Raw genomic sequence first — 14,370 nt, 5'->3', positions numbered from 1 at the left:
AAGCACAATAGTGCTTCAAAATAAGTGACTCAAGATAGCTGGTTCAAACGTCTCCGTAAACCGATTTCCCTTCGGTTCCTTCTGGTGGTGCCCTTTGTTTTGCAAACGGTGGGAGTCACGGCATTGGTGGGTTATCTTGCCTACCGGAGCGGACGGGAGGATGTGGAGAATTTGGCACATCAGCTATTACAACAAACCTCAGAACGGGTTAGCGATCGCCTCGATGATTATCTACATCCTCCTTCACAAAACGGGGCAGCAAACCGTCCGGTCCTGAAACAGAAAACCCTTAGCCAATTTCTCAGTCAACTGCGTTTTGCACCCTTAGGTCAGACTTTTATCCTTGACCGTTCTGGAGCGCTGATTGCCAGTTCGACGCTGGAACCACTGACTAAGAACTTCCAAAACGGTTCTTCCAGCCGCATTCAGGCAATTCATAGCCAGGACTATCGAACCCGGATTATTACCCAGCAATTAATCAACCAGTTGGGCGATTTGAGGGTGGTGGAAACGTCCCAGCAACTGAGCCTGATGCTGGATCACCAGCGCCAGTTTGTTCGTGTTACTCCCTCCAAAGATAATGATGGCTTGGGCTGGCTGGTGGTGATTGTGGTGCCAGAGTCCGATTTTATGGCAGAGATTCATACCCACACCCGTACTACAGTTCTCCTATGTAGTGCAGCATTGGGACTGGCGATCGCCCTCGGACTTTTCACAGCTAAACAGGTAACAACGCGAATCTCCCAAATTAACCGGGCAAGTCGGGCGATGGCAAACGGCGACCTGGAACAACAGCTCACAACCGAGAGTTCGGTTAGCGAACTGAAAGAATTGGCACAATCCTTTAACCAGATGGCAGACCAGGTGCGTCACTCTTTCAATCGCATCCAAACTGCCCTGGACGAGTCGGAAGCAAAATTTACCACTATTTTCCGCACTAGCCCCGACCCAATTGCGATCATCACCCTGGCGGAGGGGCAGGTTCTGGAAGTCAACGATCGCCTGCTGGAGTTTTACGGCTACAGCCAGGAAGAACTAATTGGCAAAACTGCCTTAGAACTGGGCATATGGGTCCACCTGGAAGACCGTCAACGCTTCCGGCACTTGCTTCAGACTGAAGGCACCGTTCACAACCTGGAAGTGGAAACCCGGCTCAAGTCAGGCACAACCAAAACTGTCCTGGTTTCGGCTGAAATTCGATCCCTGGAGGGACAGGATCGGGTCATTGTCTCTGCCACAGATATTAGCCAGCGCAAACAGTTAGAACAGGCACTCTATGCTTCAGAAACTCAATTAAACGATATTTTGAATAGTGCCTACGCCTCATCCATTGTTAGATTTCGGGTATTTCCAGATAGAACCTGGGAGTATGATTACCAATCTCCTGGATGTGAGGCACTTTTTGGCTACACAGCGGCAGAAATTTGTAGCGATACAACCTTATGGATGTCACAAGTCTATGCCACGGATCGAGAAGCAATTATTTATCCATTATTTGAAGATATTTTGAATGGCAGAACCTGCACAGTCGAGTTCCGATTTCATCACAAAGATGGTTCGCTGCGTTGGATTTCTGCAACCTATACATCCCGTTTCAGGGATGCAGCCGATTGCTGGATAGTCACTGGTGTCAGCAAAGATGTGACCGATCGCAAACAGGCGGAAGCCCAGGTTCATGAAGTCAAACAACGATTAGCACTGGCGACCAATGCTGCCCGGATTGGCATTTGGGATTTTGACCTGGCTGAGAACCGACTGATCTGGGACGATCGCATGTACGAACTCTACGGGTTGGTGCCCGCCGAGACGGATGAAGTCTATGAAACCTGGGAACAGCGACTACATCCGGAGGATCGGTCAGGAGTTCTGGCTGAACTTGAGGCAGCCCTTGTGGGACCAAAGGATTTTCACCCCGAATTTCGGATACTGTTGCCAAATGGACAAATGCGCTTTATTGAAGCCCATGCGAGGGTACTGCGGGATGCTGAAGGAACTGCCGAGCGGATGATTGGAGTGAACTGGGATATCACCGATCGCAAAGCCGCTGAACTGGCACTGCAACAAAGCGAAGCTCGTTACCGTGCCATTGTAGAAGACCAGACCGAACTGATAGCGCGTTTCCTGCCCGACACCACATTAATATTTGCTAACGATGCTTACTACCGGTACTTCGGTATTAACCCGCAAGAAGTCATTAGCAAAAGTTACAATCCCGTGATTTATGAAGCCGACCGAGACGAGGTGTCTGAATTGGTGCGATCGATGAATGTCACCAATCCTACCGTCACTATCGAGAATCGGGTTATAGTCAATGGCGAAATCCGCTGGACCCAGTGGGTAAACCGGGTATTCTTCGACCAGCAGGGAAACTTTATTGAGTACCAGGCTGTTGGGCGCGATATTACTGATCGTAAACAGGCGGAACGGGCACTTCAAAATACAACTCAACGGTTACAGGCATTTTTAGATAATTCTCCTGTACTGATTAGCTTATTTGATAGCGAAGGGCGCTACTTACAGGTTAACCCCGCCTATGCCGCCCTAATGGGTCGCTCTGAAGCAGACATTATTGGGCATACCTTTGCCGACTTTTTCCCTGCATCGGTAGTCAGCACGTTTCAAACTCGCATCGACTCGCTGGTTCAGCACAGGGCACCCCTGGCAGTAGAGGATGAAGTTGTCATTAATGGACAATGCCAGACATTTCAGTCTACGCTGGTGCCTGTGCTGGATGGTGACGGAAACCCGACAGCCTTCTGGTCCCTAGCGATTGATATCACCACGCGCAAACAAGCTGAACGTGCCCTCCAGCGACTCAATGACGAACTGGATCAACTGGTCCAGCAACGTACCCAGGAACTCAGTCAGAGCGAGGAGCGTCTCCGTTTGGCGTTAACAGCGGCAAACCAGGGTCTTTACGATCTGAATTTGCAAACCGGGGAAGCCATTGTCAGCCCGGAATACGCCATGATGCTGGGGTATGCTAATCCGGCTGTCTTCCAGGAAACCAATGCTCAATGGCTCAATCGCCTCCATCCCGATGATCTGGAAGCAGTCGTCACAATCTATCGTGCCTACGTCGCCGGACAGATTCCCAAATACCAGGTAGAGTTTCGTCAACGCACCCAGGATGGACAGTGGAAATGGATTCTCTCCTTGGGAAAAATTGTCGCCTGGGATGAGGCAGGGCGACCTCTGCGGATGTTGGGAACCCATACCGACATTAGCGATCGCAAACAGGCTGAACAAGCTCTGCAAGAATCTCGCAATATGTTGCAACTAGTTTTGGACACCATCCCTCAACGAGTTTTCTGGAAAGATCGCCACTCCAGGTTTTTAGGTTGCAATTCTGCCTTTGCCAGTGACTTTGAACTAACGGTTGAACAGATTGTGGGTAAAACCGACCTGGAATTGCCCTGGGCAGAATGGGCAGAATTCTACCGGGCAGACGATGCAAACGTCATGCATACCCAGATCTCCAAACTGAATTATGAAGAACCAACCAGCAGTTTAACTGGGCAGCAAAGATGGATCCGAACCAGCAAAATCCCCTTAACTAACAGTCTGGGTGAGGTGATTGGCGTACTGGGTTGCTACGACGACATTAGCAATCTGAAGCGGGCAGAAACTGACTTACAACAACTCAACGCAGAACTGGAACAGCGGGTCGAAGATCGCACCATTGATCTTCAGCAAGCAATGGAAGCCGCAGAAATTGCCAACCAGGCAAAAAGCGTTTTCCTGGCAAACATGAGCCACGAACTGCGAACCCCCCTGAATGTCATCCTCGGCTTTACCCAACTACTCTGTCGTGACCCTGCGCTCAGTTTAGAACAGCAAGACTACATTCACATCATGCATCGTAATGGAGATCACCTACTGCATCTAATTAATGACATCCTGGATCTGTCTAAAATCGAAGCCGGACGCATTATCCTGCAAAATAACAGCACAAACTTGCATGAACTATTGCACGACCTACAGCAAATGTTTCAGGAACGGGCAACCGACAAAAAGATTCAGTTCAGGCTAGAACTAGCTCCAGAGACCCCTCCCTATATCCTGACCGATTCCAACAAGCTGCGTCAGGTTCTGATTAACCTGCTGCACAATGCAATTAAATTTACCCCCGAAGGAATGGTGACCCTGAGTGTGGAAACCGGGAACCGAAAACTGAAAACCAGGGACGGGGAACCCGGTAGTGACCGCAACCAGGAAGCTCTAACAACCAGCAACCGTTCAGGTGAGCGCCAGCTACGAACAAGGGCTAACCAGATGCCCAACACCCTGCTTTTTGCCGTCAAAGACACTGGAGTGGGTATCGCTCCCGACGAACTGAACACTATTTTTGATGCTTTTACCCAGGCTGAGGCTGGGAAGCTTTCGCTGGAAGGAACGGGTCTAGGATTGACAATTAGCCGCAAGATTGTAGAGTTGCTGGGGGGAAAACTAACCGTTTGTAGCGCCCTGGGGCAGGGTAGTACATTCAGTTTTTCTATCCCGCTCTGCCCTGTTAGCGCAGCCGATGTGCCCGTCACTGCCCGTCCAGGCGCGGTGATTGGACTGGCTCCGGGTCAACCCGCCTACCGCATTCTGGTAGTAGACGACCAGCCCGATAATCGGAAACTGCTGGTCAAACTGCTGACTCAGGTAGGGTTCGAGGTGCAAGAAGCTGGCAATGGACTAGAGGCGATCGCCCATTGGCAGCAATGGCACCCCCACCTGATCTGGATGGATATGCTAATGCCAGGGATGGATGGCTGCGAAACAACTAAGCGGATCCGAGTAGAGGAGAGTGGGAGCGTGGGTGGGAACCTGGCATCCCATTCCCCCATCCCCGCAACCGCCCCATCTCCCACCAAAATCATCGCCCTCACTGCCCAGGCATCCAGCGATGAGCGCATCCGTGCCCTGAATGCAGGCTGCGATGATTTTGTCAGCAAACCGATTCAGATGGACATCGTTTTAACTAAAATGGCAGACCATTTAGGACTCTTTTATCTGTACGAAGGAGTGACCACAGTCCAGAATACCGAGTTTACCTCACCCAGTTCTGACATCCTTGCTCCCTTAGCCCTCCAGGTCATGCCCCCCGAATGGATTGGGGCACTTCGTCAAGCCGCCCTCAATTGTGATGAGGAAGAAACATCCCGGCTGATCCAACAACTCGCAGCCCAGCACGCAACCCTGGCATCTCAATTAAACCGTGTGCTGCGAGACTATCAGTTTGAGGTGATTGTGCGGCTGACCCAACCGCAACATCCTCTGCCGAATGAATAAGTCCCTGCTCAGTAAAGGGTTGAAGAAGTAAAGACTTTATAAGTAAAGACTGAATGAACCCGGAAAGGTGGGAAAAATAAGGCAAAAATTAAAAACCTGATAAACGCCTTTTATGCGATCGCCCAGATCACCATGACAAACACCGAAACCAGGATTCAGGCAGAGAAGTTAAAAGCAAATAGTGCTAAAGCAAATCGCATTAGAGCGAACATTCTAGTAGTGGATGATCATCCGGACAATCTTCGGACGCTTTCCTTGATTTTACAGGGCGAGAACTACAAGGTGAGAAAGGCAACCAGTGGTGCGATGGCGTTGGAAACGGTTGCCGCCCAATTACCCGAATTAATTCTGCTGGATATTCGGATGCCAGGGATGGATGGGTTTGAGGTTTGCGCTGCGCTCAAGCGATCGCCCCCCACTGCCAAAGTCCCCATCCTGTTCATCAGTGCTTCCAGCGATGTGGAAGATAAGGTCAAAGCTTTTGAAGTCGGGGGAGCCGACTACATCACCAAACCTTTTAGAGCGCAAGAAGTGCTGGCGCGTGTGCGGCATCAACTGACCATCCAGCAGCAGCAGCAAGAGCTGATGGCTCTCTACCAGCAGATGCAGCACCTCAATGCCCACCTGGAACAACAGGTGCAGGAACGCACCCAGGAACTGCAAAAGGCGTTGGCGAAACTGCAACGCATGAATCAGCTTAAGGATGACTTTCTCAGCACCATTTCCCACGAGCTACGTACTCCCCTCGCCAATATCCGCGTCGTACTGCAACTATTGATGCTTGCCAGTCGTCAGGGACAGGGTTTCTTTCAAAAATTATCGGATGCAGAGGCACCAGAGGCACCTAACCAGAAAATCGCTCAGTATCTCAACATCTTACAAGACGAGTGCGATCGCGAACTTCATCTGGTTCAAGATTTACTTGATTTACAACACCTGGCTGGAGAAGTTCAACCCTTAGACCTGACAATTACTGATCTCCATCATTGGATCCCCCATATCGTAGAGCCATTTGAACTTCGTGCCCGGGAACAACAGCAAACTATGACAATTCAACTTGCTCCCGAACTTCCCGCATTGGAAACCGACTCCTCCAGCCTCAGCCGCATTCTGACCGAACTGCTCAACAATGCCTGTAAATACACCCCCCCAGCGGGAAGCATTACGGTAGAAGTCAACATTGAACAGGAAGATGGAGAAGGCGAACGCTGGAGAGATAGAGAAGTAAACCGGGAACCCAAAATCGAAACCCCAAAATCGAAAATTGTCATCCGCGTCAGTAATTCTGGTGTAGAAATTCCGGCTGAAGAACTCCCGCATGTGTTTGACAAGTTCTACCGCATTCCCAGCCACGATCCCTGGAAGCACAGCGGTACAGGCTTAGGCTTGGCGTTGGTGAAAAAGCTGGCAGAGCATTTGCAGGGTTCCATTGAGGTGTCCAGTGGAACCAATCACACTTGCTTTACCCTCAAATTACCCATCATGGCGAACCTTTAGGATGATGAACTTAACCTTCCCGCACGTCCTCTTAAAGCCTGAACCACCCAGATGCCTGCCGTTTAGAACCAAGTGGGAATTATAAAATTTATACCGTTAGAGCTACATTGCCACGAGCTTGTCACATTTTCTCCTTAGGCTTTTGGGAGGTTTCTGTACAAGGTTCCCATCGATGGCACAGGCTGAATTGCCCATCCCTCAAAAGGTTTCCCAATGGTTTCACAGCACCTCGGTCAACCGAAGACTGAAGCACCTTGCTTTTCCGCAAATTAAGGAATTACTAAAACCCAAGTGGCACTATCTCTACTATCTGCTGGCTGCCTTTGATTTGCTCGCAATCTCAGCCAGTTTGTATCTCAATCATCAAATTACAACCATTTATGCCCAATCAGTCAAACTAAATCGGGATTGGGCAATCCGATTGCAGCATTATTCTGAGCTAGACCAACGGGCAGCAGCAGTGAATGCACCTGGCAATGATATTTTTGACTCGCACAACGTGGTGCTAGAGTCAGAACGATTGAATACAGCGTTGCACCACTTTAATCAAAAAGTGGCTGCCACCCGATGGGAATTGCGCATCCATGTAGATAAGGTTCAGGCAAGCTCGTTACTAAAGCATCTGGATACTTTAGAGCAAACCATGACCACGATGGTGGACGAAGCCAACCTGATCTTTTCCGATTTCCGGCAGAATCAGCCCGAAAGAGCAGGCAGACGCATGGCAACGATGGATCGCAAATACTCCGAAGTTAACCAGGTATTGAACCGCCTGCGTCAGGATGTGGGTACGATTCAGCAGCAGGTGTTTACCCAACAGGAACAGGAAACTGAGGCGCTGAAACAGTATGAGGTTGCGATCGCTCTAATGATTCTCATCATGATCGTCAGCGTTACCGTTTATGGTCATAAGCTGGCTCAACAGATGCAGGCAACCTTGCGGGAACGGGAGCAATCGTTTCAAAAGTTGCAACAAGCAGAAACCTTTTTGAGGGACCAGACTGCCCAGCTTGAACGCTCATATAAGGAGCTACAAGCCATGCAAGCCCGGTTGGTGGAATCAGAAAAAATGTCTGCTCTGGGGGTGATGGTGGCTGGGGTTGCCCATGAGATTAATAACCCGGTGAATTTTATTCATGGCAATCTCAAACATGCCCAGGAATATTCCCAGGATTTATTGGATCTGGTGCATCTTTATCAAAAACAAGATGCTAAGTTGATAGCTCAAATTCAGGAGAAAACTGAGGCGATCGACCTTGAATTCATTGAAAAAGACTTACCTAACCTATTCCGTTCAATGCACGTTGGCACCAATCGTATCCGCGAAATTATTAAATCTCTACGCAACTTCTCGCGCCTGGATGAAGCAGAGTTTAAAGCGGCCAATCTTCACGAAGGCATTGATAGTACATTAATGGTTTTACAAAGTCGCCTCAAAGAAAGAACCAATTTTATTGGTATTAAAGTCATTAAAAACTATGGTACTCTCCCCTTCGTAGATTGCTACCCTGGTCAACTGAATCAGGTATTTATGAATATTTTGAGTAATGCGATCGATGCGATCGAAGAAGGCTTAGAACAAAGCGAAGACCATACTGGAGAACATGTAAACCTTACAGCTCAAAACTCTCAAATTGAAACTCTTAACACAAACCTCTCAACTCAAAACTCTCCCACTATCACCATTCACACAGCGGTCTTACCTCAAAATTCCATTGCCATTCGAATTGCTGATAATGGTTCCGGCATTCCAGAAAGTTATCGTTCCAGGATTTTTGATCCCTTTTTCACAACCAAAACGGTTGGTAAAGGAACCGGGTTAGGGCTATCAATTAGCTACAAAATCATTGTAGAAAAACATGGTGGACGGCTCCAGTGCTATTCAGAGGTAGGGCAGGGCACCGAATTTGTGATTGAAATTCCCATCTTACAACCGGAACTAGCTCCCTCCTGTCGTCTTCCTAAACCTGCAAGCGCAAAACTTTGCACACCCACCTGATACCTGCTACAGCTAGCATTCCATCGCAAAAATCAGGGCATGATAAACACAGAACGATATGCGAAAATCCGGGGCACTTATGAGAATCCTATTGGTGGATGACGATGAACCTCTGACTCAAACCCTGGTGAGTCATTTGGCATCGCAACACTATGCGGTTGATGTGGCAATGGATGGTGAAGACGGGTGGGACTACACTCAGTCTGCAACGTATGACCTGATTGTGCTGGATATCAACCTGCCTAAACTGGATGGCATTCGCCTCTGCCAAAAATTGCGGCAAACCAATTACACCTCACCCATCCTACTGCTAACCGCTCAGGGAGGTAGCTCAGACAAAGTCATGGGACTCGATGCTGGGGCAGATGATTATCTGGTCAAGCCCTGCACTATTGAAGAACTGTCTGCCCGCATTCGGGCATTGCTGCGTCGCCAGCATTCCTCCGCTCCCCCTGTTCTGACATGGGGTGATCTGACTTTAGATCCAGGCACCTGTGAAGTCAGGTATCAAGAGCAGTTGTTGGTGCTGTCGCCCAAAGAGCATGGTTTGTTAGAGCTATTTCTACGTAATCCCCAACGGGTATTCAGCAGCAGCAGCATCTTGGAAAACCTTTGGGGGTTTGATTCTCCAGGGGAAGAAACGGTTAGAACCCACATTAAACGATTGCGCCGCAAGCTCAAATCGGCAGGAGTGGAGGATGTAATCGACACCGTTTACGGGATGGGATATCGTCTTAAACCGCCAACAGAAAGAGTAACCCTAAACCCAAACAAATTATCAACGGCTGACCAGGCAAGGGCTGCCGCGATCGCCCTTTGGGAACAGTTCAAGCCTTCCATCCTGGAGCGCATGACCAGCCTGGAGGAGGCAATGGCTGCCCTGAAAACAAACCATCTGACTGAGGAACTGCGTCAGGCTGCCACGGCGGCGGCTCACAAACTGGCAGGTTCTCTGGGGATGTTTGGCTTCCCAGCAGGCTCACAACTGGGGCAAGACATTGAGCACTGGTTTCAGTCAACCACTGGGAATGAGAAAATTGAACAACTACAAGCCCTAGTGGTGGAGTTACAGCAAACCCTTGAGCAACCACCCCAGCCCTCCAATAAAGATTTACTGATGGTGTTAAATCAGGAGAGCGAAGATGGAGGGGGGAAAGCCGCTCAACCACCGCCCCCCCAATTACCGCCATCAAGCCTGACTATAGAACCAACGTCACCAGCCTCCCCCATAAAAGTGCTGGCAGTGGATGATGATCCCCTGGTTCTGGCAACTCTACAGCAATTTTTGCCCTGTTGGGGCATTCAGATCGCCACACTCAGCGATCCGTTACAACTGTGGCAGGCTCTGGCAGGTGAAATGCCTGACCTGCTGATCCTGGATGTGGACATACCTCAGATCAACGGCATTGAACTGTGTCGAGCAATTCGCAGCCAGAGTGCCTGGAACGGATTACCAATCCTGTTTCTGACAGCCCATCGAGAGAGGGAAGTCGTCCTGCAAATTTATAGTGCTGGAGCAGATGACTACGTTATCAAGCCCTTCATCGAGTCGGAGATTGTCACTCGCATCTTCAATCGCCTGGAACGGAATCGGCTACTACGGCTCTGGCAGGCACCAACCTTGTAAACAATGCCGCCTTTGAGCGGGAGCCGTGCAGAGGGGTTTACTGCCATTACAAAGAGCAGCAGCAAATGGACATGCGTTACTTTGCCCATCCGGCTTCAGTACTTATACGGTACTTGTTGGCAATAAATTTTTATCTCACCCATACTTACCTATCTCAGTCTGGAGTATGATGGCAAAAATCGATAATTGTGCTCCGCTTCTCTGCTGTGGGAATACTAACCTATGACAGAGGCTGAAGGCAATCTCCCCAAAAGAAGTTAAACCCAACATATTCCGGGAATCTTGCCCGTGAAGCAGGCGACATGTTCACTCTACGGTTTTGACTTTCGGAAAACCTTTTACGGAAATTTCCTAAACGCTCTGTCGCTATGATTGGCTCTATGAACTAAATCGTATGAATGTGAAACAAATTCTGGTGATAGACGATGAGGCAGATATCCGTGAAATTGCCAAAATGAGTCTGCAAATCACCAAACAGTGGCAGGTACTCACAGCCGCTTCTGGGGAGGAAGGGTTGGCGATCGCGGCTAAAAAGCAGCCCGATGCCATTCTCTTAGATGTTGTTATGCCTGAAGTGGATGGGCTGGTAACCCTCAAAACGCTCAAAGATAATCCGGCAACCCAACCAATTCCAGTCATTATGTTAACGGCGACCGGAAATATTGTCAGTGAACGCCAGTATGCTGAACTGGGCGCTCAAGCGGTTCTGACTAAACCTTTTGATCCAGGGGTATTGGGCAATCAAATTGCCGCAGCCCTTAACTGGAAAGCTGATGTGTGAGTGGCTACTGACTCACAGGAAGTTCAATGATAAATTCTGAACCTTTCCCTGGGCTTGAAAAACAGTGCAGCTTACCACCATGCTTTTCAGTAGTAATCTGGTAGCTAATCGATAGCCCCAGTCCAGTTCCTTTGCCGACCGGTTTCGTGGTGAAAAAGGGATCAAACAGCCGTTTTTGAAGATGAGCAGGAATGCCCAATCCGTTATCGGCGATCGCAATTTGCACCCAATGAGAATCCAGCACTGAAGTGCAAATCCTAATCTGATTGGGGGCTGCCTGAATCTCTTCAAAGGTCCGTTGGGTATTCGACTCTTCCAGGGCATCAATGGCATTGCTGAGAATATTCATAAACACCTGGTTGAGTTGACCTGCATAGCACTCGACTTTAGGCAAATGTTCATAGTTCTTAATCACCTGAATTTCAGGACGTTTGGCACAGGCTTTTAAGCGATTTCCCAAAATCACCAGGGTGCTGTCAATGCCTTCATGGATGTCTACATCTTTCAGATCGGCTTCATCCAGCCGGGAAAAGTTGCGCAGTGAAAGCACAATTTGGCGAATCCGATCAGTGCCCAGCCTCATGGACTGAAGGATCTTGAACAAATCCTCAGCCAGGAAAGTTAAATCAATTGCCCCAATTTCATCCTGAATGACCTGGGGTGGATCGGGATAGGTTTGCTGGTAAAGGCTTAACAGGCTTAGTAAGTCATGAGCATATTGATGAACGTGATTCAGGTTCCCATGCACAAAGTTGATTGGGTTATTGATTTCATGGGCAATCCCGGCTACCATCTGCCCCAAACTAGACATTTTTTCAGCTTGAATAATTTGGGTTTGAGTCCGCTGCAATTCATCCAAAGCGTCTTCTAAATCCTTTGCCTGTTGGCGAATCTGGATTTCTGCCAGTTGGCGATTGCGTGCTTCGATCGCAAGAGAAACCAGATCGCCAATCGCCCGCGCAAAACTCTCATCCTCTGGCATCCATTGCCGCTTCTCTCCAACCTGCTCAATACACAGAACCCCAACCGTTTCTGCCATTAACCGAATGGGAACGTCCAGCATTGAGCAGATGTTGAGGGGCTGGAGATAGACTTGAGAGAACTCGCAGGTTCTTGGATCAATGTGAGCATCATGGGCAGCAATTAGATCCTCGCCATCTAATGATTGAAAATAGGCTGGAAAATCTGTCATCGCAAGGGACATTCCCTGCTGATAGTAGCCTGAATTTTGCTCAAATAGGCTGGCACAGGAAAGTCTCAGCCTGTCTTCGTCGTATAACCAGATGCTGACTCGATCGGCTTTGATCGTTCTTGCCGTGGCAGCGATCGCTGCCTGCACAGCCGCGAGTAGATCTCCCTGCCGAATTGCATAGTGCTTGGAAAGCTCGATTAAAACATGGTTATGGCTCCGCAACTGCTCAGCCCGCTCCCGTAAAGTCGCCTGTACTTGTTTGAGGTCAGCTTCAACTAGTTGAAGCTGCATCATTTGTTGTTGCAAATTTTCATTGGCAGCGACCAGAGCGGCTGTGCGCCTACTCACCTGAGCTTCTAATGTCACCAGCAGCGCGATTCCTAAAACACTAAACGCAAAAATACTGACCAGAATGGCAAGCACAGACGAATCAATCGAAGCCAATGAGAAAGGGGTTTCTGAGGCAAGTGGATAGAAACGGACAGTGGTCATCCCTGTGTAGTGCATGGCAGAAATGGCAACTCCCATCAGGGTTGCACTGCCAATTTTTTGCCAGCTTTGCCTAAATCCAGGTTGCAACTCCTGGATCTGTAGAGTCAACCAGAGGGCAACGGCGGAGATGGCGATCGCAATTCCCACGGATAAAGCGACGAGCCAGCCGTTGTAATTAGCCAGGGCAGGCAACTGCATCGATACCATACCCAGGTAATGCATCGTGGCAATCCCACACCCCATTAACAGGCTTCCACCCAGCCAGTGGAGGATTCCCAATTGCCTTCGGCTTACCAGAAACAGGGCAATGCCCGATGTCAGAATTGCCACAACCAGAGATAGAAGGACGATCGTGCCATCATAGGTCACCGATATGGGCAAGCAAAATGCCAGCATCCCGACAAAATGCATTGACCAGATGCCAATTCCCATTGATACAGCACCACCGAGCAGCCAGCCTATCTGCTTCCATCTGTGGCTTGTGGCGATTTGGTGAGACATGGTTAGCGCTGTGTAAGCTGCCAGAACCGCGATCGCGATCGAGACTACAACAAGTACTGGGTTGTAAGTACTACTTAAGTGATCCACTGGTAGATTCAAATCCTAAATCTTTATGAGAGCCATGCCTTCATCGTTCCTATTCAACGAGGTGAAGACAGGATTTTAATGAGCAACGGACATTTCCCTGCTCTAAAGGTAAGAAAAAATTGTGGCAAGCTTGTGACGCTCACCATTCCACGAGTTTGTCACATTCTTTTTTTATCTTTAAGTGGAAATCTATTTTTGCGGTCTGAGGTTGTAATGGGAGGTGGGCATCGAGTTCGCCCTGCATGAACGCCTTGGTGCCACCACTTTTGAATGAGGAGATCGGTAGGATTATCTGTAAAACGGGTTTTGAATCTACTCAATCCTCTCTAACCGTGGGGTTGAGCGAAGTCGAAACCTACCAGTTGGATCAGCAAATTAACTCAGGAATAAAATTAAATAAAATCCAGTTTTCTAGGATGGGTTAGGCGACAGCCGTAACGTATCAATCCCAGGCTATCATGATCGCATTTTCAATGGGTATGAGTTCAGTATCCGCTTAAAATGCCCCCAGCAGAGTTGTTAAGCCCAGTGCCCCCAGAACCGTGTTGCTCCAAGCAGATTACCTTAGCCCAGTGCCCCCCCAATCGGAATTGGGCAGAGATGACACCCCCTTAGTCGTAAATGAAAGCCTGGTAACCCTATTCAAGTATTGGAACGAAGGGATTCAAATGGGAATTCGCTATAACAACGAACTCTATGGGCACTTTCAATCCTTTTCCCCCGATGAGCGACTAAAAGCCTATGAAGTTGCCTATGGGCAGGCTGAACAAGGCACCATGGTTTGCATTACGGTTTCCAAAACCCACTACTCGATCTGGCTCAGCTTGCGATCATTCAGCCGTGATGCAGACAGCCAATGACCGTCTATAGAATGAATGCAAGCAGGTTTAGAACGGTTCACCCCTATCTCTAGA

General features: G+C 49.0%; 7 protein-coding genes. 6 read left to right on the top strand and 1 reads right to left on the bottom strand.

Annotated elements, in window-relative coordinates:
* Window positions 1-24 precede the first annotated feature (24 nt).
* From AC1S52_RS14480 to AC1S52_RS14460, 5 genes are all read left to right on the top strand, one after another.
* Window positions 25-5,280: a PAS domain S-box protein gene (locus tag AC1S52_RS14480; protein ID WP_482029729.1), complete on the top strand. Its 5,256-nt coding sequence runs from the start codon at window positions 25-27 to the stop codon at window positions 5,278-5,280.
* A 132-nt stretch (window positions 5,281-5,412) separates the two neighbouring features.
* Entirely contained in the window at window positions 5,413-6,777 is a 1,365-nt protein-coding gene (locus AC1S52_RS14475; RefSeq protein WP_482029728.1) for a hybrid sensor histidine kinase/response regulator, read from the top strand.
* A 172-nt stretch (window positions 6,778-6,949) separates the two neighbouring features.
* Entirely contained in the window at window positions 6,950-8,776 is a 1,827-nt protein-coding gene (locus tag AC1S52_RS14470) for a sensor histidine kinase (protein ID WP_482029727.1), read from the top strand.
* A 79-nt stretch (window positions 8,777-8,855) separates the two neighbouring features.
* Entirely contained in the window at window positions 8,856-10,403 is a 1,548-nt protein-coding gene (locus tag AC1S52_RS14465; protein ID WP_482029726.1) for a response regulator, read from the top strand.
* Between the two features lie 394 nt (window positions 10,404-10,797).
* Window positions 10,798-11,184 (top strand): response regulator, encoded by a 387-nt coding sequence (locus tag AC1S52_RS14460; protein WP_482029725.1) that lies wholly within the window; start codon window positions 10,798-10,800, stop codon window positions 11,182-11,184.
* A 4-nt stretch (window positions 11,185-11,188) separates the two neighbouring features.
* Here the strand turns inward: AC1S52_RS14460 and AC1S52_RS14455 are convergent, their stop codons facing one another.
* Window positions 11,189-13,456 carry an MHYT domain-containing protein gene (locus AC1S52_RS14455; protein ID WP_482029724.1) on the bottom strand — a complete coding sequence of 756 codons (2,268 nt, stop codon included), beginning with the start codon at window positions 13,454-13,456 and terminating at the stop codon, window positions 11,189-11,191.
* Between the two features lie 542 nt (window positions 13,457-13,998).
* On the opposite strand from AC1S52_RS14455, the gene AC1S52_RS14450 reads away from it, so the two are divergent.
* Window positions 13,999-14,316, top strand: coding sequence for a hypothetical protein (locus AC1S52_RS14450; RefSeq protein WP_482029723.1), 318 nt, complete (start codon window positions 13,999-14,001; stop codon window positions 14,314-14,316).
* Window positions 14,317-14,370: the final 54 nt, after the last annotated feature.

The organism is Kovacikia sp. CALU 1929 (genome assembly GCF_056784235.1).
Note: the sequence above shows the minus strand (reverse complement) of the source record. Positions and strands in the feature narration are given on the sequence as shown.

Coding starts and splice junctions, on each gene's coding strand:
- AC1S52_RS14475 (WP_482029728.1), top strand. CDS start 5,413: ATGACAAACACCGAAACCAGGATTCAGGCAGAGAAGTTAAAAGCAAAT.
- AC1S52_RS14470 (WP_482029727.1), top strand. CDS start 6,950: ATGGCACAGGCTGAATTGCCCATCCCTCAAAAGGTTTCCCAATGGTTT.
- AC1S52_RS14465 (WP_482029726.1), top strand. CDS start 8,856: ATGAGAATCCTATTGGTGGATGACGATGAACCTCTGACTCAAACCCTG.
- AC1S52_RS14460 (WP_482029725.1), top strand. CDS start 10,798: ATGAATGTGAAACAAATTCTGGTGATAGACGATGAGGCAGATATCCGT.